Below are 24066 nucleotides of genomic sequence, written 5' to 3'. Positions count from 1 at the left end.
TCTCAAGGAACGGTCGCTTCCTTTGTACTCACCCTCTCGGGCTTTCCTCCGGGCGCTTCCCTTCGGTCTTGCGTTTCCGACTCTATCAGATCTTTCCGCGCGTTTCCCTTTCCGGCGGTTCCGACTCTACCAGATCCTTTCGGGCCTGATCCCCGGTCAGCGGGGTTTGTCTTTGCGGCTGTTGGGCCGTTCCGACGTTCCCAACCTTAGCGCGCCCTCTCGGCGATTCCCAAATCGAAGCCGTTCGGAGTCGATCAGGTAGTCGAGTCCCCATTCGAATTGAATTCCGGCACGCCGAAATCAACCCCGTAGGGATGTCGAGCTGGTGGTTTGGGTGCCGCTGGTGCGGCGGAAGTGCTGTCGCAGAACCGTTACGGCTCCGCGGCAACCCGAAGAACTCTACGGATCCACCAGGGGGCTGTCAAGCAGCCCCTGTCAAGATCTTTTCGACCCGGGTCTCAGTCCAGGTCGGTGAGGCGCCCGCCGGCGTCCGGCTGGGCGTGCTCGACCCGGCGCAGCAGGCGCGTGAGCACTTCGCCCAGTGCCGTGCGCTCGTCGGGAGCCAGGTCCTGGAGCAGGTCCTCCTCGAAGACCGACGCCAGGCGCATCGCCTCCAGCCACTTCTCTCGCCCCTCGGATGTCAGCTCCACGATGACTCGTACACGGTTCGTCTCGTCTCGCTCACGGGTCACCAGAGATTCGGCGACCATGCGGTCGATCCGGTGGGTCATCGCAGCCGGGGTGAGGCCGAGGCGCTTGGCGAGGTCGCTGGGGCCCAGGCGGTAGGGAGCTCCGGAGAGGACGAGGGCCTTGAGGACCTCCCACTCCGCGTTGCTGATGCCGAGGGCCGAGGTCTGACGGCCGTAGGCGACGTTCATACGGCGGTTCAGGCGGGACAGGGCCGAGACGATCTGCTCCACCTGGGGGTCGAGGTCCTGGAACTCGCGTTGGTACGCGGCGATCTGCTCTTCGAGGGTCGGCTCGCTGGGGCCGGGGGTGTCGCCCATGGGCGCAGTATGGCACGGCCGTTCTTTGCCTTGAAGTCCTTGGATATGTACTCTTTAGCTTCGAACTTTAGTTTCGAAGTCTTCACTCCTAACTTGTGAAAGAGGTGAACGTGACCAGGGCGATGGGCGCAGCGATGCGCCGCATTCACGTGGGTAACGCACTCAGCGCGTTCGGGCTCGGCTTCACGGTCCCGTACCTGTACGTCTATGTGGCGCAGGTGCGAGGACTGGGGGCCATGACGGCGGGTCTCGTACTCGCCGTCTTCGCTGTGGCCGCGCTGGTGGTGCTGCCGTTCGCCGGGCGGGCCATCGTCCGGCGCGGCCCGCTGCCGGTGCTGCTCACCGCCCTGGTCACCGCCGCTCTGGGTGCGCTCAGTCTGGGGATCGCGAGCAGTGCGGCGGCCGTGCTGGTGTCGGCCGCTCTGCTGGGGGCCGGGCAGGCCGTGATGCAGCCGGCGCTGGCGACGATGATCGTGGACTGCTCGTCGGCGGAGACGCGGTCGCGTGCGTTCGCCATGCAGTTCTTCCTGCAGAACCTCGGGCTCGGCGTCGGTGGCCTCATCGGCGGGCATCTCGTCGACACGACGAGTGCCGCCTCCTTCACGCTGCTCTTCGCGATCGAGGCGGCGATGTTCCTGCTGCTGGTCGTCGTGATGGCGACCGTTCGGATGCCGCGCGCGCCGCGGATCGAGGACGCTCCCACGGCTTCGGGCCGGGGCGGCTGGAAGCAGCTGATGGGCAACCGGGCCATGGTGCAGCTCTGCGTGCTGGGCTTCGTGCTGTTCTTCGCCTGCTACGGGCAGTTCGAGTCGGGGCTCAGTGCGTACGGGGTCGAGGCCGCCGGGATCTCGACGTCCGCGCTGGGGACCGCGCTCGCCGCCAACACGCTGGTGATCGTCGTCGCGCAGTTCGCCGTGCTCCGGTTCGTGGAGCGGCGCCGGCGGTCGCGGGTGATCGCGGCTGTCGGGGTGATCTGGGCCGTGGCGTGGGCCGTCGCGGGGTACGCGGGACTCGGGCACGGGAGCCAGGAGATGGCGACGGCCGCGTTCGTCGCGACGTACGCGCTGTTCGGGCTGGGTGAGGCGATGCTGTCGCCGACCGTGGCCCCGCTGGTCGCGGATCTCGCGCCGGAGGGGATGGCCGGGCAGTACAACTCCGCGTTCGCCCTGGTCAAGCAGCTCGCGTTGGCTGTCGGGCCGGCCGTGGGCGGGCCGCTGGGGGCCTCGTTGCACGCGCCGTACATCGTGGCGTTCCTGGTGTTCTCGCTGGGGATCACCGTCCTGGCCGTGCGCTTGGGGCGGCAGCTGACCGATGTACAGGATCAGCCGTGGCTCGGGAAGAGCCGGGTCGTGGCGCGGGGTGGGGCCCCCGTTTCCGCGGACGTCTGATCCACGGCCCGGTCACGTCGGCTGCGTGCGCGGCAGGGCGAACTCGCACCAGACCGCCTTGCCGCCGCCGGGTGTGCGGCGGCAGCCCCAGTTCGACGCGATCGTGGCGACGATGGCGATGCCCCGGCCCGATTCGTCGCCCGGTTCCGCGCGGCGGCGTCTGGGCAGGTGGTCGTCGCCGTCGGTGACCTCGATGATCAGGCGCCGGTCGGTGCGGTGCAGACGCAGTCTCATCGGCGGGGTGCCGTGCTGGAGGGAATTGGCGACCAGTTCGCTGGTCGCCAGGACGCCCAGGTCGTGCAGGTCGGCGGGGAAGCGCCAGCTGGTCAGGACGCCGGAGGCGAAGGCACGCGCGCGGGGGGCCGCTTCCACTCCGCCCAGGAGTTCCAGGGCGGCGTTGCGGAAGAGCTCACTCTCCGGGCCCGAACGGGCGGGGTGCTGGAGGACCAGGACGGCCACGTCGTCGTCGTGGTCGGGGGTGACGCCCGCGGAGCGGACCAGGCGGTCGCAGACGACCTGGGGGGTGCCGGTGGCGCCGGCCAGGGCGCGTTCCAGGGCGGCGATGCCCTCGTCCAGGTCGGCGTCGCGGCGCTCGACCAGGCCGTCCGTGTAGAGGACGGCCGTAGAGCCGGGGGCGAGGGGGATCGAGCCCGAGGTGTGCATCCAGCCGCCGGTGCCGAGCGGGGGGCCGGTGGGTTCTTCGGCGCGCAGCACCGTGCCGGTCTCGTCGCGGACGAGGATCGGGAGGTGGCCCGCCGAGGAGTAGATCAGCTTGCCCTCGTTCGGGTCGTGGATGGCGTACGCGCACGTGGCGATCTGGTTGGCGTCGATCTCGGCCGCCAGGCCGTCCAGGAGCTGGAGGACCTCGTGCGGGGGGAGGTCGAGGCGGGCGTAGGCGCGGACCGCCGTGCGGAGCTGGCCCATGACCGCCGCCGCTCGGACGCCGCGGCCCATGACGTCGCCGATGACCAGGGCCGTGCGGCCGCCGCCCAGGGTGATGACGTCGTACCAGTCGCCGCCGACCGCGGCTTCCGTGCCGCCGGGGTGGTAGGTGGCAGCGACGCGCAGGTCGTCGGGTTCTTCGAGCTCCTGGGGGAGCAGGGACCGCTGGAGGGTGACCGCTGTTTCGCGCTGGCGGCGTTCGCTGGCGCGCAGGCGCTCTGCGGCTTCGGCGTGGTCGGTGACGTCGGTGGCGAAGACGAGGACGCCGCGGCCGTCACTGCCTCCCTTGCCGTCGCCCTGGGCTACCGGGGTGCAGGTGAAGGTGTAGGAGCGGCCGTCGGGGGCTTTGCGGGACTTGACCGTGCGCGGTTTGCCGCTGCGCTGCACCTGGTCCAGGAGGGGAAACAGGCCGAGGGCATCCAGCTCGGGGAGGGCCTCGCGGGCGCGTTCGCCCAGCGGGCGTACGCCGAAGGCGGCCGTGTAGGCGTCGTTGACGTAGGCGATGCGGTGGTCGGGGCCGTGGACCAGGGCGACGAGGGACGGAACGCGGTCGAGGACCTCGCGCACCCGCAGTTCGTCGACGGCGGGTACGGACGGCGACTCGTCGGTCAGTTGTTCGGCACGGGCGGCGGGCACGGAGCCTTCCCCCCGCCGGTCCGGGGAGGCCGTCTGCTCGGTCCGCGCTGCGGCGCGGCGCTGCGTTCCGGGGAGCCGGGCGCTCCAGCGCGTGAAGTTCACGAATCCTTGCCTCGTGTAGTGGTCGGCGGCCGGCACCGGAACCGGCCGGGGCCCCGGGGGGCCCGCACCGGGGCGAGTGGTGGCATGCCCGGGTGGTGGACCAGTCTGGCAGTGCGCGGACCGGACCGACATCCGTCAGACGCCGGGCCGGCCGGTGGAGTTCCTGGGTCCGGTCAGGACGACCCCTTCGGGTTGTGCGGGGGATCGTGAGAAGGCTTTCCACCGGCCGCGAGTTCGAACTCGGCCCGCGGGTGTTCGAGTGAGCCCAGGGAGACGATCTCCCGTTTGAACAGGCCGGCCAGGGTCCATTCGGCGAGCACGCGCGCCTTGCGGTTGAAGGTGGGCACGCGGCTGAGGTGGTAGGCGCGGTGCATGAACCAGGCGGGGTAGCCCTTGAGCTTGCGTCCGTAGACGTGGGCGACGCCCTTGTGCAGGCCCAGGGAGGCGACCGATCCCGCGTAGGCGTGTTCGTACCGCTCGAGAGGTTCGCCGCGCAGAGTGTGCACGATGTTGTCGGCGAGGACCTTGGCCTGGCGGACGGCGTGCTGGGCGTTGGGGGCGCACTCGCGGCCCGGTTCTTCGGCGGTGACGTCCGGGACGGCGGCGGCGTCTCCCGCGGCCCACGCGTGCGTGGTGCCGTCGACCGACAGTTCCGGCGTGCACGTCAGGCGTCCGCGGTCGTTGCGTGGCAGGTCGGAGGCGGCGAGCACCGGGTGGGGTTTCACGCCGGCCGTCCAGACGACCGTACGGGTGGGGAAGCGGGCGCCGTCGCTGAGGACGGCGACCCGGTCGGCGCAGGACTCCAGGCGGGTCCGCAGGCGTACGTCGATGTTGCGGCGGCGCAGCTCGGTGACGGTGTAGCGGCCCATCTCCTCGCCGACCTCGGGCAGGATGCGGTCCGAGGCCTCGACGAGGATCCACTTCATGTCCTCGGGCTGGACGTTGTGGTAGTAGCGCGCGGCGTAGCGAGCCATGTCCTCCAGTTCGCCGAGGGCCTCCACCCCGGCGAAGCCGCCGCCGACGAAGACGAAGGTGAGAGCCGCGTCGCGGATCGCGGGGTCGCGGGTGGAGGAGGCGATGTCCATCTGCTCGATGACGTGGTTGCGCAGGCCGATGGCCTCCTCGACCGTCTTGAAGCCGATGCCGTGGTCGGCGAGGCCGGGGACCGGCAGGGTGCGCGAGACGGAGCCGGGGGCGAGGACCAGCTGGTCGTAGGACAGCCGCTGTCCGCCGGTGCCCTCCTCCTCGGTGGCGAGGGTGGTGACGGTGGCGGTGCGTTTGGCGTGGTCGACGGCGGTGGCCTCGCCGATCAGGATCCGGCACCGGTCGAGGACGCGACGCAGCGGTACGACGACGTGGCGGGGGGAGATCGCGCCCGCGGCGGCCTCGGGGAGGAACGGCTGGTAGGTCATGTACGGGTCGGGGGTGACGACCGTGATCTCCACCTCGCCCCGGTCCAGTTCCCGTTTCAGCCGGCGTTGCAGGCGCAGGGCCGTGTACATCCCGACGTAGCCGCCACCGACAACGAGAATGCGCGCACGTTCCTTCACCACCCCATGACGCACCCGTCGCTTGCGTTTGTCCACAGCCTCGACGAATTGTGTGACCGGAGCGGGTGAGCGCGCGGAGTTGGCCGGAATCGCGACCTGTGGTGCATACGTGCAGGTCAGAAGGGGTGGTGTGGGGGGCGCGCGGGGGCACATTCGGGACGTATGCGGCCCGTACTCCGATCGGTGGGCGCTCCGTGCGGAACCTGCCCCTTCTGAATTGACTCCCTCTCAACTATGTTCGTGTGTCGACGGGGTGTAGGGGGATGTGCTCACCGGGTCCGCGACGGGCGGGCCCGCGGACCCGAGCCGTTCCCTCGCCCCGGCATCGAATGGCGGGGAGTGTCTCCGGGGGGAGACGTCATTACCGGGGGAATGCTTATGCATGTTCAGGACTCTCATTGGTCGCCCGCGTCCGCAGTCGCGGCGGGTGGCATGACGATGAGCGCGGCGGCGGGCAACGGACGCGGCACATCGCGGACGACGCCGCTGCGCGTGGACGCACAGCGCAATCTGGAACACGTGCTGCGGGCCGCGCGCGAGGTCTTCGGCGAGCTGGGATACGGCGCGCCGATGGAGGACGTGGCGCGGCGCGCGCGGGTCGGTGTGGGCACGGTGTACCGGCGGTTCCCGAGCAAGGACGTCCTGGTGCGGCGGATAGCCGAGGAGGAGACCTCCCGGCTGACCGACCAGGCGCGTGCGGCGCTCGGGCAGGAGGACGAGCCGTGGTCGGCGCTGTCGCGCTTCCTGCGGACGTCGGTGGCTTCCGGCGCCGGGCGGCTGCTGCCGCCGCAGGTGCTGCGGGTCTCGGTCGAGGACGGCGCCGGTGGCCCGCGGGTGCCGCAGCAGCGGACCCAGCCGGGCGGGACGGAGCTGCGGCTGGTGCCGGACCAGCCGGTCGCCGTCGCTGCGGTGCCGGCGGTCGCGGGCGAGGACGACGCCGGGACTGCGGCGCTGCTCGAGGTCGTGGGTCAGCTCGTGGACCGGGCGCGTGCGGCCGGTGAGCTGAGGGCGGACGTGTCGGTGTCGGACGTGCTGCTGGTGATCGCCACGGCCGCGCCCTCACTGCCGGACGCGGCACAGCAGGCGGCCGCGTCGGCCCGGCTGCTGGACATCCTGCTGGAGGGGCTGCGCTCGCGACCGGCGTGAGCCACCGGGGCCCGGGGCGAGCCCGCCTCGGGCCAGGCAGGGCTTCCAGGCTCGGAGCGAAACAAGGGGATCCCTGCCCGGAGCGGAAAAGGGGGATCCTTCCCCTGACGAGTGACGGCCAGTACTGCCGTGCGGGGAATCCCCACGGATGAGTGATGGTCCGAACTCCGGGGTTCTGACCAAAAGCCAATATGGCACGCTGACCCGGTGGTCTGGACGGGTTGGGCAGCTGGCGGGGGCTTTCCGCGATGAGCGGTGACGGTCGGGACGAGTCGAGCGGCAGCGGGAAGGGCGACGCCACGGCCGGCGGCCCGGTCCCGCCGCAGGTGCCGAGCCAGGGCGGACGCGCGAGCGTGCCGCCCGGCGGGCGCCCCGCCGGCGGCTCGGTCCCGGCCCAGCGCGACTGGCGCGAGGACAGCGTCCTGCCGCCGCCGCGCGAGCTGCCGCCGTCCGACGCCGACCTCATCGACCGGATGCGCTCGGGCGACGACACGGCGTACGAGGAGTTGTACCGGCGCCATGCGCAAGCCGTGCGCCGGTACGCCCGCACGTGCTGCCGGGACGCCCACACCGCGGACGACCTGACCGCCGAGGTCTTCGCCCGCATGCTCCAGGCGGTGCGCGGCGGGGCGGGTCCCGCGCACGCCGTACGCGCGTATCTGCTCACCTCCGTCCGGCGCGTCGCCGCCTCCTGGACGAGGTCGGCGCGGCGCGAGCAGCTCGTCGACGACTTCGCGGTGTTCGCCGCCCAGTCCGCACGCGGGTCCGACGTGTCCGACGACGACGCGCTCGAACTGGGCGCGGACGTACGGGCGATGCACCAGGCCGAGCAGGCCATGGCCATGCGGGCCTTCCGGTCGCTGCCGGAGCGCTGGCAGGCCGTGCTGTGGCACACCGAGATCGAGGACGAGTCGCCCAGCGAGGTCGCCACGCTGTTCGGGCTGGACGCCAACGGCACGCGCGTGCTCGCCAGCCGGGCCCGCGAGGGACTCAAGCAGGCCTATCTGCAGGCCCACGTCAGCGCCACGCTCACCGGCGACGAGGAGTGCGCGCGCTACGCCGACCAGCTCGGCACCTACGCCCGCGGACGGCTGCGCACCCGGGCCGAGCGGGGGCTGCGCGAACACCTGGACGAGTGCGCGAAGTGCCGGCTGGCCGCGCTGCAGATCGAGGAAGTGGCGGGCGGCATCCCGGCCGTCGTGCCGGTCGCCGTCATCGGCTGGTTCGGAGCGGCCGGGTACGCGAAGGCGGCCGGGCTCATCGCCGGGGGCGCGGGAGCGGCCGGTGCGGCGGGAGCCGCCGCGGCGGGAGGCCCGACCGGTGGAGCAGCCGCGGGCGGCGGTTCGCCCGGCGGGGGTGGTGCGGCGGCCTCCGAGGGGATCGGCGCGCCGGTGAAGGCCGGTATCGCGGCCGGTGTGGTCGCCGTGGGTGTGGTGGCCGCGGTGGTGATGGCACTGGCCGGCAACGAGAAACCGAAGCCGGAGGCCAGAAGGGCTCCCTCGTCCCCTCCGCCGTCCTCGGTGGTGCGCCCGGGTGAGCCCACGCCCTCCTCCTCGCGGCCGGAACCGGGGCCGCGGCCGCCGGGAATCGCGCCCGCGCGTGCCGAGACACCCGCGCCGGCACCGGACTCCAGGACCAGCCCGATCCCGGCGCCGTCCCCGCCCCCCACCCCCACCCCGTCCCGGACGCCCGCTCCACCGCCCGCGCCCCCGAAGCCGACACCGCCGCCGGCCGTGACACCGACGCCCACTCCCCCGCCACCTCCGCCCGCCCCGGCCGTCTACCAGTGGAGCGACCTGTCGTACGACATCAACGGCGACGACACCAAGCCCGAGATGCGGATCGGCTCGAGCAGCTGGGTCTGGAAGCGGTCCGGACTGTCGGTCGGCGACCAGCGGTACGCCCACGGCGTCACCGTGCACGGCCGCTCGTCCGTCACCGTCGACCTCAACCGCTCCTGCTCGTCGTACGACGCGCTCGTGGGTGTGGACGACATGACGCTGAGGCTCGGCAAGGTGTACTTCTCCGTCTACGCCGACGGGGCCCGGCTGTGGCGGTCCCCGCTGGTCGAGGGCGGTGACCCGGCCCTGCCCGTCCATGTCGACCTCACCGGCCGCAGCACGGTCCGGCTCGTGGTGGAACCGCGCAGCGCCCTCGACAACCTGATGCCGGTGGACTGGGCGGAGTCCAGGTTCACCTGCGGCTGACGGTACGGCGGCTCACCCCGCCCGGCCGGCGGTGTACGCGCCCCGCGCCTCGGCCGGCTCGCGCGCGACGCCCGCAACGGGGGCGGCCCGCACCCGCCGTCATACGCAAGGGGCCGTGTCGGGGGGTGTCCGCCCGCAGCTGGTTGGCGCGTCAACGCCAGTCAGTCGGTACGCAACCCCATCGCGCCGTTCCGAGGGCGGACACCCCCCGACGCGGCCCCGACCCCCACCCGGCAGAAGGCGCAGGCACGCAAGCAGTCGCTACCCCCGCCGCCCTCCGCCGGCCCCCGCCCCCAACGCCCCGCGTTGCGGCGCGATCCCGGCCGGTACCGCGCGCTGCCGAGCCGGTGTGCCCGTCCAGCACGTGCCGCGGCGGGACAGCAGGCGGCGGAGCCAGAGCTCCAGGGCGACCAGGTCCGCGAGGCCGTCCAGGGGAAGCGGTTCGCCCGCCGCCGCGCCGCGCAGCGCCTTGCGGACCACGCGGGCCTCGACCAGGCCCGCCTCCGCCAGCAGCGGGGTGTCGAACAGGGCGACCAGGGAGTCCGCCGCCACGCGCAGCCCCGTACGCTCCGCGGCCGCCGCCGTCGCCTGGGTCGGGGCGCCCCAGCCGGGCGGCAGCTCCCGGACCCCGGCCCCTTCCAGCACCGTACGCAGGATCGCCGCCCGCGCTCCCGGCCGCACCCGCAGCGCCTCGGGCAACGCCCGGGCCGCGCGGACGACCTGGTTGTCGAGGAACGGCGCGTGCAGCCGCTGGAAGCGGACCTCCGCGGCCTGCTCCAGCACCCGCAGGTCCGCCGCATGCCGCGCCAGCGCCGCACGCGCGCGGAAGTCACCCGGCCGCTGTCCCGGCCCCACCAGCTCCGACCGGTGCGTCGACGCCTGAAGGCGAACCGATACTTCAGCGAGCGCCTCACCGGTCAGCCAGCGCGCGGCCGGCCCGGGTCTGCCCCAGGTCAGCGCGGCGAGCGAGGCATCCAGCGCACCGCCGGGCGCGTCGAGACCGTCGTCGGAGCGGGGGTCGAGGAGACGCTCGGCGAGCGACTCGAGTCCCGACCGGTACGGCGTCCGCGACAACCGCCGCGCCGCCGCGTACACGCGCGCGGGCACCAGCACCGACCCGTCAGCCTTGGCCAGGGCGGCGACCGGCCGTACGAGATGACGCCGCCGGCGGTCCATCAGCAGGTCGGCGAGGCGCGCGGGATGGGCGTCCAGGACCTGGCGCGCACCGTAGCCCGTGAAGTGGTCCGCGCTGCCCGCCGCGAGCCGGGCCCGATGGCGCGCCGCCGACACCAGGCACGGCCCGGGTTCGTCGGTCAGGGGCCCGTCCAGGTCGGCGTACGGGAGGGTCTCCTCGCCGCCCGCCACGACGACGTGGTGCAGCCGCGGGTTCGCCGCCAGCGCGCCCGCCCGCTCCAGTTCGGCCTCCCGCCCTCCGACCGCGAGGTCGTTGAACGTGACGGCCAGCAGCCGCTCGCCCGCGCCCGTGCCGTGCCCCAGCACCGTGCCCGGCATCCCGGGCAGCCCCGCGGCCAGCAGTGCCAGTGCCCCGGAGGCCGGACCCCCGGACAGGTCCGCGCCGATCCCCGGCACCGGCATCCCGCGCGCGGCACGTCGCTCCGCGGGCCCCATGCCGGGCACGGGCCCCGGGTCGATGTCCGCTCCGGGGACGTGCCGCGGCGCGGACAACCGCGTCCGTACGGCCTCCACGAGGGCGTCGCGCACGGCGTCGACCGCGCTGTCGGGGTCGGCCGGAGGCGCCGCCACGGCCAGCGAGGCGACCGGCTCGTACCCGGCGATCTCGCGCGCCCCGGCGCGCAGAATGAGGGCATGCCCGGGCGGAATGCGCTTCACGCCGTCGTAGGGCGTGGAGTCGTGCAGCGCGGCGGGCACGTCCGGGGCGGCGAGCAGCGCGGCGAGGTGCCCGAAGTCGAGGTTGGCCTCGATGAGGTCGGCCAGCGGCAGCGCGGCGGTCGCGTAGGCCGTACCACCGGCCCAGGGCGTGTGGAACACCGGCCGCGCGCCCGCGAGATCGCCGCAGACGGTGATCCTCCTGCCGACCTGGACGATGGCGGTGTAGCTGCCCGGCCAGGCGGTCAGATGCCGTAGGGCGCCGCCGCGCGCGGCGAACAGCGCGACGCGCAACTGCTCGTCGGTGGCGCCGCAGATGCCGAGGACGGCGATCCTGGTCCGGTCGTCGGCCTTCACGACCCGCACCTCGTCGGGTCGCCAGTCGCCGACGGCCCACAGCGGATCGGGGTCGCCCCACAGGAGTTGGGACCCCACCGGGTGCAGCGTCTCACCGTCGCTGCCGGTGGCCCCCGCCGAACCCGCAGCGACGGCTCCCGCGGCGGTGCTGCTCCATCCCACCAACCACCGCATCGCCGCCTCCACAGGCTGTGGACAACCAGTGCACCGTACGAACCGGTGCCCATGCTGCCATGAAGGAGGCGTTCCAGAGGGTGCCGACGCCGCTTGCACTCCGTTGAATGCGCCCCGGCGGAGCCACCCGCGCCGTCCCGGGCGGCCCGAACACCCGCACGTCCTGTGAGGAGCCGGGCGGGAACGGCGGACGAACGGGACGGCGGCACAGACGCGGAGGAACGAAGAGACGGCCAAGAATCAAGGCACGCCAGCGACATGTCTCCGGTACGACTGCGACGCGAATGCGCCCCCGAAACGCGCCCCCATCACGCCCGACGCGCCGTCAAGTGCCATGGTCGGAGCCCTGATACCGTACGACCGGCTGGGTCGATTTTCGGCCAAATCGGCCTCACGCGGGCAGCCTCGAACACTCTCCGTACAGGCTGCGCACCCTGCCACCCGATCGCGCAGTCCGGGAGACGGAGCACGCCTCCCGGACCGTTCCGCCGCCCGCGGGGATGAAGGCGGCGGTATCCCCCAGCCCACTGGATCCAGTACAGCGGGCCGACCCACGCAATGACCATGGAACCGCTCCCGCAGTGGCCGGAGAAGAGCGCACGGACAGGCGCACGGCCACACAGCGGGAGCACGTCGCAACAGCCCGTATCTGAACCGCACTTCAGTACGGACCACAATCCCGCCAACCGGAACAATGCCCCTTAACGCTTGGGATGCGGCGAACTACGCTGGGTTTACGAATGCCGCATGGTTATGCCAGCGCGGCAGCCGTCTGTGTCGAGGGGTGGCGCATGTCCAGGGAGCAACGCGGGCCGAACGAAAAACTCGGCGCCGTTCTCGCCCTCGCGGGAATCAGCAACGCAGGCCTCGCGCGGCGCGTCAACGATCTTGGCGCTCAGCGAGGACTGACGCTTCGCTACGACAAGACGTCGGTGGCGCGCTGGGTGTCGAAGGGCATGGTGCCGCAGGGTGCGGCCCCGCACCTCATCGCCGCCGCCATCGGCCAGAAGCTCGGCCGCCCGGTGCCGCTCCACGAAATCGGCCTGGCGGACGCGGACCCCGCCCCCGAAGTCGGCCTCGCCTTCCCACGGGACGTCGGCCAGGCGGTGAGGTCCGCGACCGACCTGTACCGCCTCGACCTCGCAGGCCGCCGGGCCGGTTCCGGTGGCATCTGGCAGTCGCTGGCCGGATCGTTCGCGGTGAGCGCATACGCAACGCCCGCCTCACGATGGCTGATAACCCCGGCCGACAGTTCGGTCGCGCGTGACGTGGGCCCTGGCGAGGGCTCCGGCGCACCGCTCAAAGTCGGCCACAGCGATGTGCAGAAGCTGCGGGAGGCCGCCGAGGACGCGCGACGCTGGGACTCCAAGTACGGCGGTGGCGACTGGCGTTCGTCCATGGTCCCCGAGTGCTTAAGGGTGGAGGCCGCCCCTCTGCTGCTCGGTTCGTACTCCGACGAGGTCGGCCGGGCTCTCTTCGGCGCCTCCGCCGAACTCACCCGGCTCGCGGGCTGGATGGCCTTCGACACGGGCCAGCAGGAAGCGGCCCAGCGCTACTACATCCAGGCCCTGCGCCTGGCCCGGGCGGCGGCGGACGTCCCCCTCGGGGGCTACGTGCTGGCCACCATGTCCCTCCAGGCCACCTACCGCGGCTTCGGCGACGAGGGCGTGGACCTCGCCCAGGCCGCCCTCGAACGCAACCGCGGCCTGGCGACGGCCCGCACCATGAGCTTCTTCCGCCTCGTCGAGGCACGCGCGCACGCACGCGCCAACGACGCCCCGGCGGCCGGCGGCGCCCTGAAGGCGGCCGAGAGCTGGCTGGAGCGCGCCCGCCCCGGCGACAACGACCCGAGCTGGCTCGGTTTCTACTCCTACGACCGCTTCGCCGCCGACGCGGCCGAGTGCTACCGCGACCTCAAGGCGCCCCGCCAGGTCCGCCGCTTCACCGAGCAGGCCCTGTCGAAGCCGACGGAGGAGTTCGTCCGCTCGCACGGTCTGCGCCTGGTCGTCTCGGCCGTCGCCGAACTGGAGTCGGGCAACCTGGACGCGGCGTGCGAGCAGGGGGTGCGGGCGGTGGAGGTCGCCGGGCGGATCTCCTCGGCCCGAACCACCGAGTACGTGAAGGATCTCCTGCACCGGCTGGAGCCGTACGGCGACGAGCCACAGGTGGTGGAGCTCCGTGAGCGTGCACGGCCCCTGCTGATGACTCCGGCGTAGTCGGAGCAGGCATGCCGCCCGTCCCGCGTTTGAAGGCATTGTCAGTGGCGCAGTGCACTATCGAAGCGGGAGGTGGTGCGAGTGCGGATCACATACGACTGTGACGTGCTGGTGATCGGCGGCGGAATCGTCGGCCTGTCGACGGCGTACGCGATCACACGCGCAGCACCGGGCACACGTGTCACCGTCCTGGAGAAGGAACCGGGCCCGGCCCGCCACCAGACCGGCCGCAACAGCGGCGTCATCCACAGCGGCGTCTACTACCGCCCCGGCTCCCTCAAGGCGCGCTACGCGGTGCGGGGCGCGGCGGAGATGGTCAAGTTCTGCGCCGAGTACGGCATCCCGCACGCGGTCACCGGCAAGCTGATCGTCGCCACCGACCGCGCGGAGCTGCCTCGCCTGCACGCACTCGTGCAGCGCGGCCGGGAGAACGGCATCCCGGTGCGGGAACTGGGCGCCTCCCAGATCACCGAGTACGAACCGGAGGTACGGGGCCTGGCGGCGATACACGTCGGCACCACCGGCATCTGCAACTTCGTCGCGGTCGCCCGCCAGCTGGCCCACGGCTCGGGCGCGGAGATCCGCTACGGCACCCGGGTCGTGCGCGTCGACCGGCGCCCCGAGCGAGGGGTCGCGGTGCTCACGGCGGCGGGTGACGTCGTACGCGGGCGGGTCCTGGTGAACTGCGCGGGTCTGCAGTGCGACGAGATCGCCCGGCTCACCGGGGACGACCCGGACATGCGGATCGTGCCGTTCCGGGGCGAGTACTACGAGCTGGCCCGGCCGGAGCTGGTGCGCGGCCTGGTCTACCCCGTGCCCGATCCGGCCTTCCCGTTCCTCGGGGTGCATCTCACGCGGGGCATAGACGGAGGTGTCCATGTGGGACCCAACGCGGTGCCGGCGCTGGCCCGCGAGGGGTACGGGTGGGGCACGGTCCGCCCGCGCGAGCTGGGCTCGACCCTGGCCTGGCCGGGCTCCTGGCAGATCGCCCGCCGGCACTGGCGGTACGGGGCGGGTGAGCTGCGGCGGTCCCTGTCCAGGAGGGCGTTCACGGAGGCGGTGCGCCGGCTGCTGCCCGGAGTGTCCGAGGACGACCTGGTGCCCAGCGCGGCGGGAGTGCGTGCCCAGGCGGTTCTCCGCGACGGAACCCTGGTCGACGACTTCCTGATCCGCGAGGCCCCTCGCACGGTGCACGTCCTGAACGCACCGTCTCCTGCGGCCACGGCGTCCCTGCCGATCGGCCGCGAGGTGGCACGGAGAGCGTTGAGCGCGCTGTGAGGTCTTCAGGTGCTCGGAGACGTCGCGGAGGCCGGGGCGTTCCGCAACCCGGCGGAGCGGGGTGCCGCTGCGCCCACCCGTGCCGCCCTTAGCGGCACGCATGCCCGCAGCGACGGTCGCCGTACGACGCAAGGGGCCGTGTCGGGGGGTGTCCGCCCGCAGCTGGTTGGCGCGTCAACGGGCAGTCAGTCGGTATGACACTCCATCGCGCCGTTCCGAGGACGGACACCCCCCGGCGCGGCCCCGACCCCACCCACCGGCGGCAGGCGCAGGCACCGCAGCCGTAAAATCAGGGGCACTGTGTCTGACTCCGCGAACACCCCCGAAGACCCGCACCCGCACCCGCACACCCCCGGTGTCCCCGTCCGGCGCACCCGGGCCAAGGGAGAGCCGCGCTTCCCCGACGGGCCGAAGGCCGATCCCGCCGGGTCGCACTTCGAGCGGCGGATCCGGAGTTTCCAGCCGCGGCGCAGCCGGGTCACCGCCGGTCAGGCGGACGCGTTGCAGCGGCTGTGGCCCAAGTGGGGCCTCGACATCGACGGCAGCCGGACCCTCGACCTGCCCGAGCTGTTCGGCAACGACAACCCCGTCGTCCTGGAGATCGGCTTCGGCATGGGCGAGGCCACCGCCCAGATGGCCGCGGCCGACCCCGCCACGAACATCCTCGCTGTCGACGTCCACACCCCCGGCCAGGGCAACCTGCTCAATCTCGCCGACCACAACGGCCTGTCCCACGTCCGCGTCGGCAACGGCGACGCGATCATCCTCCTGCGCGAGATGCTCGCCCCGGACTCCCTGGGCGGCCTGCGCGTCTACTTCCCCGACCCCTGGCCGAAGAAGCGGCACCACAAGCGCAGGATCATCCAGCCCGACTTCCTCACCCTCGCCGCCACCCGCCTCAGGCCCGGCGCGATCCTCCACTGCGCCACCGACTGGGAGCCGTACGCCGAACAGATGCTCGATGTCCTCACGGCACACCCGGACTTCGAGAACACGCAGGCGGACGGCGGTTTCGCGCCGCGTCCCGACTTCCGTCCGCTGACCCGTTTCGAGGGCCAGGGACTGGACAAGGGACATGTCGTGAACGACCTCCTCTTCCGTCGCGTACAGCACGAGGACCAGCCCCCCGCCGGCGCCTGACCATCCCTGGCCTCTCGCGCCTGCGGACAGCGCCCATCCGTCGTTAGGGTCGAAGCCGTGGCCACCAGCCCCCCGCACCCGTCGTACCCCAGTGGTCCCGCCGAGGGCGTGCCCCTCACCGGCGGCCCGGGCACTGCCGGCTCCTTGCGGCACGCCCACTGGTGGCAGCGCGCCTGGGTCCGCTACGGCGCGCTGAGCACGCTCCTCGCGCTGTCCGGCCTCGTCATCCTGGCCCTGGTCCGCGAGGAGACCGGCACGGAAGGGTTCCTCGTCGGGCTGGGGCTGGCCGTCCTCCCGGTGCCCCTGCTGATAGCCGCGTTCCGCTGGCTGGACCGGGTCGAGCCCGGCCCCTGGCGGAATCTGCTGTTCTGCTTCGCCTGGGGCGCCTGCGCGGCGGCGCTGATAGCGATCGTCGCCAACAGCTTCGCGACGAGATGGATAGCGACGGCGACGGCGGACCCGTCCAGCGCGGACACCCTCGGCGCGACCGTGATAGCGCCGGTGGTCGAGGAGTCGGCGAAAGCCGCGGCTGTCCTCCTGGTCTTCCTCTTCCGGCGCCGGGACTTCACCGGCATCCTCGACGGCGTCGTCATAGCCGGCGTGACCGCCACCGGCTTCGCGTTCACGGAGAACATCCTCTACCTGGGCACCGCCTTCGGCACCGACCAGCTCACCGGCGGCACCGGCATCGCCTCCGTCACGGCGGCGACCTTCTTCGTGCGCATCGTCATGTCGCCGTTCGCGCACCCCCTGTTCACGGTCCTCACCGGCATCGGCTTCGGTATCTCCGCGCTCTCGGCGGACCGCCGGCACCTGCGCCGCGGCGCCTTCCCGCTGGCCGGGCTGCTCCTCGCGATGGGCATGCACGCGATGTGGAACGGCTCCTCGGCCTTCGGCGAGTACGGGTTCTTCGCCGTCTACGCGGCGTTCATGGTGCCCATCTTCGGGCTGCTGACGTGGCTGGTGATCTGGACCCGGCAGCGGGAGCTGAAGACCGTACGTGCGGAGCTGCCCGCCTACGCCGTGGCCGGCTGGCTGACCCCGGCGGAGCCGTACGCGCTCGGCTCGATGCGGGCCCGGCGGATCGCCCGCCAGTACGCCCGGCGTCACGCGGGCAGGGCGGCGGCCCGGGAGGTGGCGCGGTACGAGGCGTATGCGACGTCCCTGGCGTTCCTGCGGCACCGGGCCCGGCGGGACCGCGCCGGGGCGGATTTCGCCGAACGGGAGCGGGAACTGCTCGGCGAACTGTGGCGGCGCCGGGAAGCGGCCCGCCCCGCGCTGGACCACGCGGCGCGGATCACCGCCCCTCCGGTCCCGGTGGCGGCCCCGCCCTGGCCGGTGTACGGGGTGTACGGGTACGGCCCCCAGCCGGCGCCGTACCCCGCGTACAACCCGTACCGCTCCTGAAACCTGCCGTCCGGATCAGGCCGAGACCCGGGAGCGGGCCGAGACCCGGGATCAGGCCGAGGCCTGCGTGAGCCGCCCGATCTCGGCCTCCGAGAGCGTCAGCTCGCCGACGCCGGTCAGCGCGGGCAGCTGCTCCACCGTCCGCGCGGAAGCGATCGGCGCCGCCACGGTCGGCTGGGCGGCCAGCCACGCCAGAGCCACCGTGGCCACGGGTACGTCGTGCGCCCCGGCGATCTCGTCGAGGGCGGCGAGCACTCGCCGCCCTCGCTCGGTCTCCAGGTGCGTGGCCGCACTCCCCGCCCGCGCGCTCGCCACGGTCGTGCCGGGCCGGTACTTGCCCGTGAGGAAGCCGGACGCGAGCGCGAAGTACGGCACGGCGGCCAGACCGGTCCGCTCGGCGAGGTCCCGGAGCTCGCCCTCGTAGGTGTCGCGGGAGACCAGGTTGTAGTGCGGCTGGAGGGCGACGTACCGGGCGAGTCCCTCGCGTTCGGAGAACTCCAGGGACGCCCGCAGCCGCTCGGCGGAGATGTTGGAGGCGGCGATGTGCCGCACCTTCCCGGCCTTCACGAGACTGTCGAGCGCGCCGATGATCTCCTCGACGGGCACGTCGGGCTGGTCGAAGTGCGTGTAGTACAGGTCGATGTGGTCGGTGCCGAGGCGCCGCAGGGAGGCGTCGGCGGCGGCCTTGATGGTGTCGGCGGACAGGCCGCGGAACTCGGGGTGCTGGCTGACCTTCGTGGCGACGACGACGTCCGAGCGGTTGCCGCGGGCCTTGAGCCACGCTCCGAGGACGGTCTCGGATTCCCCGCCCCGGTTGCCCTCGCCCCAGGCCGAGTAGGAGTCGGCAGTGTCGATGAAGTTGCCGCCGGCGGCGGTGTAGGCGTCGAGGACGGCGAACGACTGGTCCTGGTCGGCGGTCCAGCCGAAGACGTTGCCGCCGAGGGCGAGCGGGAAGATCTCGAGGTCGGAGGAGCCGAGCTTGCGGAGAGAAGTCATGGCCACTGTCAACGCCCGTACCGGAGCGCCTCATTCCGCAGTTGACGCAAAGCTTCCGTAAGCCCGTCCCGTGGCACGCCGAAAGAACCGGCGGCCCTGACGTCGGGGGGTCGTCGTCAGGGTCGCCGGTGCTTCAACGGGCGTGTACCGCTTACGGGTTCAGTCCCTTGCCGCGCAGCCAGGCCATCGGGTCGATGCCGCTCGAGGATCCACCGGAGTGGACCTCGAGGTGAAGGTGCGCCCCGGTGACGTTGCCGGTGGCGCCCACGCGGCCGATGACGTCGCCGGTGCTGACCTTCTGGCCGACGCTGACGCCGATGGAGGACTGGTGCGCGTACCAGATCTCGGTGCCGTCATCGAGGGTGAGGACGGTCTTGTAGCCGTACGAGCCGTTCCAGCCCGCCTCGGTGATGGTGCCGCTGTGGACGGCCTTGATCGGCGTGCCCGTGGGGGCGGCGAAGTCGAGGCCGGTGTGGTAGCCGGAGGACCAGTAGGCGCCGGCCTGGCCGAAGCTGGAGCTGATGGTGTACGAGGAGGTCGGCAGCGTGAACTGCTTGGCGAGGGCGGCGAGCCGCTCGGCCTCGGCCTTCTTCCTGGCCTCCTCCTCCGCCTTCTTCTTGGCTTCGGCGGCCTTGGCCTTGGCTTCCCTCTCCGCCTTGGCGACGGCGTCCGCGGCTGCCTTCTCGGCGGCGGCCGCGGCGTCCTGGGCGGCCTTGGTCTCGATCTGGTCCTGCTGGTGCTCGACCTGGGCCATGATCCGGGCGCGCAGCGCCTCACCGGCGCCGGCTTCGGAGGTGCCCTGCTCGGTGTCCGCCGTGACGGTGCCGAGGCTGCTGAGCGGGGTGGCGGAACCTTCGGGGGTGTCGTCGTCCGAGATGAGGGAACCCACCGAGGGCAGGTCCGGGACGGAGATGGACACCGGGGGCTTGCCGGTCTGGGCACTGGCCATGCCGCCGGCACCCACGGCGGCTATGACGCCGACGCCCAGGACGGTGGAGCTGCGGGCGAGGCCTCCGCCGCGCTGCTTGGTGACGCGATGCCGGCCGCGGACGGGACGGATGGACTCCTCGGTGGGGTTCCACTCCTGGAACGGGCCCTCGTCGGTGTGCTGACCGCCGTAGCCGAAGGTGTCTGTGTCGCGCTTCGGCGCGAACGGGGCCGCGGGGGCAGGCCGGTTGGACGCCACGTGGGCGTGCTCCTTTCCTTCCTTCTCGCCTACCGGGTTAGCTGACGGGTTCGGAGCAGGAAGGTCTCCTACGCGCGTATACCGGCCGTGCTGCCACGGTGGTATACGCCCGATTCACCCCAAGTGGTGGTTCCCCGGTTCCCTTTCGGGATTCGGCACGTGCGCACGGAGCCGCCTTCTGTGACGGCTGGGACGACCGCGCTGCGTTATCGAACGTTAATAGACGCGCGAGGGGTATTCCAGCGATTCCACTTGATCATTAACCTTTTTCGTGCGGACTTACCTGCCATGACGGGGCTAAATCGGGCGAGTTGACCGCCACACAAGTAACTGACGAGTTTTGACGGTGCGTCAGTTGCGGTGCGGAACGGGGTGGTTCTCCGGCCCTCGGCCTTCAGTAGCGGGGACAGGATTTGAACCTGCGACCTCTGGGTTATGAGCCCAGCGAGCTACCGAGCTGCTCCACCCCGCGTCGTTGTGACTCCAGTGTACGCCATCCGCGGGGCACCTCGTGCACACCCTCCGCTCAGCCCGCCGGGGCGCCCGCGTGGGTCAGGGTCTCCCAGGCGGTGAACAGGTCGTCGGTGCCGGCGGGCCGGGCCCGTGCGGCCAGCTCGTGCGCGGCCGGGACGGGCCGGCCGCGCCGTTCCTCCAGGTGGTGGAGGGCGACCTCCAGATGGGGTCCGAGGTTCCGTTCGACGCGCCCGCCGCACAGCCACTCGGGTGCGCGTTCGCCCAGCTCGTGGCGGGCGTGCAGGGCGAGCGCGGCCGCCAGCCGGTCCTCGCTCCCGCCGTAGAGGTCGACGCCCTGGTGCCAGGCCGTCTCGGCGATGTGGGCGGTGGCGGCGAGCGAGGCGCCGACGTGCCGGAAGCTGCGACAGGTCTCCTGGGAGACGCCGTCGCGGTAGGTGGTCTGCCCGAACCAGTACGACGCCATGCGCTGCGGGCCGTCCACGCCGGAGCCGGGCACGGTGAGCGGCACGGGGCCGTCCTCCTCCAGGTAGAAGTAGGCGGGCACCCGCTCCCGGAAGCGTTCCAGGGCGTGGTCGAAGGCCCGGCGGTCCTCGAGGAACACGGCGACGGAGATGACCGCGTCGGTCGCCACGAGGTCCCAGGTGCCGGTGAAGTCCGGGTCGGACGAGGTGACTTGGGGAAGGTGGACGGTGCGCAGCATGTCCTCGAAGCCCCGCACCCGCGCGGCCGGCCAGCCCGCGCCGGGCGTGTGCCGCACGATCTCGGCGGCCCGGGCCCAGACCGACCCGGTCCAGCCGGCCTGCAACGCGGCCTTCTCCCCGGTGTGCCGGCGCAGCGTTGCCGACCAGGCGTCCATGATCTGCCGGGCCTTCTCCGCGTGCCGCCGCTCGCCGGTGACGGTGAAGAGCAGGGCCTGGGTGTAGGCGGCCAGGGCGTCCGCACGCTCCTCGGCGCAGCCCCGGCCCCGAAGGTCACCGGCCGGGCAGACGACGGTCTCGTGCGGCTCGGCCCGGTACCGGTAGGAGCCGTACACGCTGTCCCGCATCGCGAGGTACGCCTTCAGCCAGGGCTGCCGCCCGGCGGTGACGTGCTCGCGCAGGGCGTCCAGCTGGTCCCGGTCGACGAGGACGCCGGGATGGGTGAACGCGGCGTCGGAGGACAGGGCCGGGCCCATGGTGCGGGCGTCCGGACCGTCGGCATCGAAGGAGGGGACGAGCAGGGCGAGCGCGGTGACCAGAGGCACGAGGAGCAGTGCCGCCGTCCGTCGTCTCCCCGCTGACCTCATGGCCGCCGCCTCCGTGCTCTCGTCCTGGCCCTGGAGGCAGCGTGGCCCGGGCGGTGGTGCGGACGCAGGATCTGTTGGGCCGATCGGCCCGCACTCAGCCCGGCAGGTGGCGGTTCGGGGCCTGGGCCCGCTCCTCGTGCTCCGGGAGGACGACGACCTCCACTCCCTGGGCTGCGAGAAGGCCGCTGCCGTCGGCGTCCGTCACGAAGGTGTCCGGCTCGCGCCAGGCCGTGACGACCCGTCGTACGCCCGCGTCGAGGATCAGCCGGGCGCAGGGGGCGGGGCGGGAGGCGCGGCGGGCGCAGGGCTCCAGGCTGCTGTACACCGTCGCGCCGGGCAGGCGCGGGTCGGCCGGGTCGAGTTTGGCGAGGGCCGCCTCCTCGGCGTGCACGACCGGGTCGCCGGCCTCGCGGGAGTGGCCGCGGGCCAGTTCCGTGCCGTCGGCGGCGACCACGACCGCGCCCACGCTGAACGCCGTGTCCGACGGCGGGCAGCGCTCGGCCAGTTCGCAGGCGAGAGTCAGCCAGTGGTGGTCGGCGGCGGTGGGCAGGGGGCCGGTGCCCGGGGCGGTCGGTTCGTAGCGCATGAGGACCACGTCCTCGATCTGCCGTGACTCCAGCAGCCGCAGGCGGCCGCCCTGGTAGCCGCCGGGGCCGAAGAGGCGGGGTGCCCGGGGGTCGCCCACGAAGAGCGGGGCGAGGACCAGCTGGAGTTCGTCGGCCAGGCCCTGGGTGAGGAGCTGGGTGTGGATCAGGCCGCCGCCCTCGACCATGAGCCGCCGTACGCCCCGGACGTCGTGCAGGTGCGTGAGGAGCCGCCGCCAGTCGAGGTCGGGGCCGAGCGGGACGACGTCGGTGGCGAGGCCGAGGGCACGGGCACGGTCGGCACCCCGGTCGGTCGTGTAGAGGACTTTGTCGCCGCCGGTGTGCCAGAAGCGGGCGTCCGGGTCGAGGTCGCCGGAGCCGCTGACAGTGACCTTGAGGGGGTACTCGGGTTTCCCGGCGGCCGTGCGGGCGGCCCGTCGCTTCTCCGAGTTCACCAGGAGCCGGGGGTTGTCGGCGCGGATGGTGCCGGCGCCGATCAGGATCGCGTCGACGCGGGCCCGGACCTCGTCGACCCGGTCGAAGTCGGCCGGGCTCGACAGGAGCAGCCGGTCGGGTCCGGTGTCGTCCAGGTAGCCGTCGAGGGAGACGGCGGCGGACAGCAGGACGTACGGGTGAGGCATCGACGCTCCGCGGCTGGTCGGGACGGCGGGACTGGAGGGGTCCACGGCGGGACTGGACGGGTCTTGGTTCAAGTTTGAAACAAACCTACACTGGTGGCATGACGACTCGCTGGCTCACCCCCGATGAGCAGCGCGCCTGGCGCGCCTACATCGCCGCCTCGCTGCTCCTGGAGGACGCGATCGACCGGCAGCTCCAGCAGGACGCCGGCATGCCGCACCTGTACTACTCCATCTTGTCCGTCCTGTCGGAGTCACCGCAGCGGCGGCTGCGCATGACCGACCTCGCCGAGCGACTGAAGATCACGCGCAGTCGGCTGACGTACGCGGTCACGCGGCTGGAGAAGGACGGCATGCTGCGGCGCGAGGCCTGCCGGTACGACAAGCGGGGCAGCATCGCCGCGCTGACCGACGAGGGGTTCGCCGTGCTGGAGCGGGCGGCGCCCGGGCATGTCGAGACCGTGCGGAGTTTCCTGTTCGACCGGCTCAGCGAGGAGCAGGTGGGGCAGCTGGAGGAGATCTCCGCGGCGATCGCGCAGGGACTCCAGGAGGACGGGACGCGGCCGGCGGCGGACGACGTGCCGTGGCGGCGGAGGTCTTCACCGGCCTGTTCGTGACGCGCGCCACACAGAGCCGGATTCTCATTGCTTCAAATTTAAAGCAAGAGTAGGGTTCCCGAACGTGGATCTGCTTCAAATCTGAAGCAGTACGGCTGTGCAGCCGAGCAGGAAACGGAACCCGGAGGCCCCGCATGCCCGACACCCCCGACGTCATCGCCACCCCGCGCTCCCGCGTCCGGGTCCCGCTGCGCTTCCACGACGGCTACGAGGCCGACGCCGAGCTCGTCACCTTCCACGGGCTGGCCGACGGCCGGGAGCACGTGGCCGTGGTCCTCGGCAAGCCCGGCCCGGTCCCGCTGGTGCGGCTGCACTCCGAGTGCCTGACCGGGGACGTGTTCGGCTCCGCCCGCTGCGACTGCGGCCCGCAGCTGCGCGAGGCGGTCGAGCGCATCGCCGAGCGCGGCGGCGTGCTCCTCTACCTCCGCCAGGAGGGCCGCGGGATCGGCCTCTACAACAAGCTCGACGCGTACGCCCTCCAGGACGAGGGGCTCGACACGTACGAGGCGAACGCGGCCCTGGGACTGCCGGAGGACGCCCGCGACTACACGGCGGCGGCCCAGATGCTCCGGGCCCTGGGCATCGGCGAGCTGGACCTGCTCTCCAACAACCCTGACAAGGCGGGCCAGTTGCGGTCCCTGGGCGTCGGCGTCCGCGACCGCGTTCCCACGGGCGTCTTCACCACCGCCCACAACGTCCGCTACCTGCGGGCGAAGGTCCTCCAGACCCAGCACACGCTGCCGCTAGCCGCGTTGACGGAACTCAGCGCGGGCTGAGCCGCCCCCGGTCGGGCCGGGCACTGAACCGGGCTGCTTGCCCCCCGGTTCATCGGGTACAGCCATTGAAAGAGGGCGACCTCATCAGTACCCGGAGCTTTATGGAAGTGAC

General features: G+C 72.5%; 17 protein-coding genes, 1 tRNA gene and 1 riboswitch. Of the genes, 9 read left to right on the top strand and 9 right to left on the bottom strand.

Annotation, left to right across the window (positions count from 1 at the left end; all coding sequences use genetic code 11):
• Positions 1-458: 458 nt before the first annotated feature.
• Complete coding sequence (locus tag IO24_RS0121920; RefSeq protein ID WP_031137859.1) at positions 459-1007, bottom strand: MarR family winged helix-turn-helix transcriptional regulator; 549 nt, start codon at positions 1005-1007, stop codon at positions 459-461.
• 122 nt (positions 1008-1129) lie between these two features.
• Between IO24_RS0121920 and IO24_RS0121915 the strand changes: the two genes are divergently transcribed.
• Entirely contained in the window at positions 1130-2395 is a 1266-nt protein-coding gene (locus IO24_RS0121915; protein WP_031137858.1) for an MFS transporter, read from the top strand.
• Between the two features lie 12 nt (positions 2396-2407).
• Here the strand turns inward: IO24_RS0121915 and IO24_RS0121910 are convergent, their stop codons facing one another.
• On the bottom strand, positions 2408-4075 hold the full coding sequence (locus tag IO24_RS0121910) for an ATP-binding SpoIIE family protein phosphatase (protein WP_031137857.1): 1668 nt from the start codon (positions 4073-4075) through the stop codon (positions 2408-2410).
• A 173-nt stretch (positions 4076-4248) separates the two neighbouring features.
• On the bottom strand, positions 4249-5628 hold the full coding sequence (locus IO24_RS0121905; protein WP_031137856.1) for an NAD(P)/FAD-dependent oxidoreductase: 1380 nt from the start codon (positions 5626-5628) through the stop codon (positions 4249-4251).
• Between the two features lie 375 nt (positions 5629-6003).
• On the opposite strand from IO24_RS0121905, the gene IO24_RS0121900 reads away from it, so the two are divergent.
• Positions 6004-6771, top strand: coding sequence for a TetR/AcrR family transcriptional regulator (locus IO24_RS0121900; RefSeq protein ID WP_031137855.1), 768 nt, complete (start codon positions 6004-6006; stop codon positions 6769-6771).
• Between the two features lie 248 nt (positions 6772-7019).
• Positions 7020-8978, top strand: a complete 1959-nt coding sequence (locus tag IO24_RS0121895; protein ID WP_031137854.1) for a sigma-70 family RNA polymerase sigma factor — start codon at positions 7020-7022, stop codon at positions 8976-8978.
• A 261-nt stretch (positions 8979-9239) separates the two neighbouring features.
• Here IO24_RS0121895 and IO24_RS0121890 read toward each other — a convergent pair whose 3' ends face one another.
• Entirely contained in the window at positions 9240-11357 is a 2118-nt protein-coding gene (locus IO24_RS0121890; protein WP_031137853.1) for an asparagine synthase-related protein, read from the bottom strand.
• 791 nt (positions 11358-12148) lie between these two features.
• Here IO24_RS0121890 and IO24_RS0121885 point away from each other — a divergent pair.
• The 4 genes from IO24_RS0121885 to IO24_RS0121870 all read left to right on the top strand — a co-directional run bounded on the left by IO24_RS0121885 (position 12149) and on the right by IO24_RS0121870 (position 17398).
• Positions 12149-13573 carry an NsdA family TPR-like regulatory protein gene (locus tag IO24_RS0121885; protein ID WP_031137852.1) on the top strand — a complete coding sequence of 475 codons (1425 nt, stop codon included), beginning with the start codon at positions 12149-12151 and terminating at the stop codon, positions 13571-13573.
• A 72-nt stretch (positions 13574-13645) separates the two neighbouring features.
• A complete protein-coding gene (gene lhgO / locus IO24_RS0121880; protein ID WP_031137851.1) occupies positions 13646-14851 on the top strand; it encodes an L-2-hydroxyglutarate oxidase in 1206 nt (401 codons plus the stop codon).
• Positions 14852-15151: 300 nt separating this feature from the next.
• Entirely contained in the window at positions 15152-15991 is an 840-nt protein-coding gene (gene trmB / locus IO24_RS0121875; RefSeq protein ID WP_031137850.1) for a tRNA (guanosine(46)-N7)-methyltransferase TrmB, read from the top strand.
• Between the two features lie 57 nt (positions 15992-16048).
• Positions 16049-17398 (top strand): PrsW family intramembrane metalloprotease, encoded by a 1350-nt coding sequence (locus tag IO24_RS0121870; RefSeq protein WP_031137849.1) that lies wholly within the window; start codon positions 16049-16051, stop codon positions 17396-17398.
• 51 nt (positions 17399-17449) lie between these two features.
• Here the strand turns inward: IO24_RS0121870 and IO24_RS0121865 are convergent, their stop codons facing one another.
• The 5 genes from IO24_RS0121865 to IO24_RS0121845 all read right to left on the bottom strand — a co-directional run bounded on the left by IO24_RS0121865 (position 17450) and on the right by IO24_RS0121845 (position 22564).
• Positions 17450-18394, bottom strand: a complete 945-nt coding sequence (locus IO24_RS0121865) for an aldo/keto reductase (protein ID WP_031137848.1) — start codon at positions 18392-18394, stop codon at positions 17450-17452.
• 151 nt (positions 18395-18545) lie between these two features.
• Positions 18546-19580 (bottom strand): M23 family metallopeptidase, encoded by a 1035-nt coding sequence (locus tag IO24_RS0121860; protein ID WP_031137847.1) that lies wholly within the window; start codon positions 19578-19580, stop codon positions 18546-18548.
• An 11-nt stretch (positions 19581-19591) separates the two neighbouring features.
• Positions 19592-19748, bottom strand: a riboswitch (cyclic di-AMP (ydaO/yuaA leader).
• Positions 19749-19978: 230 nt separating this feature from the next.
• Positions 19979-20052: transfer RNA gene (locus IO24_RS0121855), tRNA-Met, on the bottom strand.
• A 54-nt stretch (positions 20053-20106) separates the two neighbouring features.
• Positions 20107-21228 carry an alginate lyase family protein gene (locus tag IO24_RS0121850; protein ID WP_420823238.1) on the bottom strand — a complete coding sequence of 374 codons (1122 nt, stop codon included), beginning with the start codon at positions 21226-21228 and terminating at the stop codon, positions 20107-20109.
• Between the two features lie 205 nt (positions 21229-21433).
• On the bottom strand, positions 21434-22564 hold the full coding sequence (locus IO24_RS0121845) for a dihydrofolate reductase family protein (RefSeq protein WP_031137845.1): 1131 nt from the start codon (positions 22562-22564) through the stop codon (positions 21434-21436).
• Positions 22565-22662: 98 nt separating this feature from the next.
• Here IO24_RS0121845 and IO24_RS0121840 point away from each other — a divergent pair, with 98 nt between their 5' ends.
• Positions 22663-23178 (top strand): MarR family winged helix-turn-helix transcriptional regulator, encoded by a 516-nt coding sequence (locus tag IO24_RS0121840; protein WP_031137844.1) that lies wholly within the window; start codon positions 22663-22665, stop codon positions 23176-23178.
• A gap of 134 nt (positions 23179-23312) precedes the next feature.
• Positions 23313-23954, top strand: a complete 642-nt coding sequence (locus IO24_RS0121835; RefSeq protein WP_031137843.1) for a GTP cyclohydrolase II — start codon at positions 23313-23315, stop codon at positions 23952-23954.
• Positions 23955-24066 lie beyond the last annotated feature (112 nt).

It is taken from the genome of Streptomyces flavovariabilis, assembly GCF_000725785.1.
GTDB classification, from domain to species: domain Bacteria; phylum Actinomycetota; class Actinomycetes; order Streptomycetales; family Streptomycetaceae; genus Streptomyces; species Streptomyces hawaiiensis.
This window is presented reverse-complemented; position numbering and strand designations above follow the sequence as displayed.

Bases quoted from the DNA above. Each gene is read 5' to 3' on its own strand.
- IO24_RS0121900 (WP_031137855.1), top strand. From the start codon at position 6,004: ATGCATGTTCAGGACTCTCATTGGTCGCCCGCGTCCGCAGTCGCGGCG.
- IO24_RS0121845 (WP_031137845.1), bottom strand. From the start codon at position 22,564: ATGCCTCACCCGTACGTCCTGCTGTCCGCCGCCGTCTCCCTCGACGGC.
- IO24_RS0121915 (WP_031137858.1), top strand. From the start codon at position 1,130: ATGGGCGCAGCGATGCGCCGCATTCACGTGGGTAACGCACTCAGCGCG.
- IO24_RS0121850 (WP_420823238.1), bottom strand. From the start codon at position 21,228: ATGGGCCCGGCCCTGTCCTCCGACGCCGCGTTCACCCATCCCGGCGTC.
- IO24_RS0121920 (WP_031137859.1), bottom strand. From the start codon at position 1,007: ATGGGCGACACCCCCGGCCCCAGCGAGCCGACCCTCGAAGAGCAGATC.
- IO24_RS0121840 (WP_031137844.1), top strand. From the start codon at position 22,663: ATGACGACTCGCTGGCTCACCCCCGATGAGCAGCGCGCCTGGCGCGCC.
- IO24_RS0121865 (WP_031137848.1), bottom strand. From the start codon at position 18,394: ATGACTTCTCTCCGCAAGCTCGGCTCCTCCGACCTCGAGATCTTCCCG.
- IO24_RS0121895 (WP_031137854.1), top strand. From the start codon at position 7,020: ATGAGCGGTGACGGTCGGGACGAGTCGAGCGGCAGCGGGAAGGGCGAC.
- IO24_RS0121885 (WP_031137852.1), top strand. From the start codon at position 12,149: ATGTCCAGGGAGCAACGCGGGCCGAACGAAAAACTCGGCGCCGTTCTC.
- IO24_RS0121835 (WP_031137843.1), top strand. From the start codon at position 23,313: ATGCCCGACACCCCCGACGTCATCGCCACCCCGCGCTCCCGCGTCCGG.
- IO24_RS0121890 (WP_031137853.1), bottom strand. From the start codon at position 11,357: ATGCGGTGGTTGGTGGGATGGAGCAGCACCGCCGCGGGAGCCGTCGCT.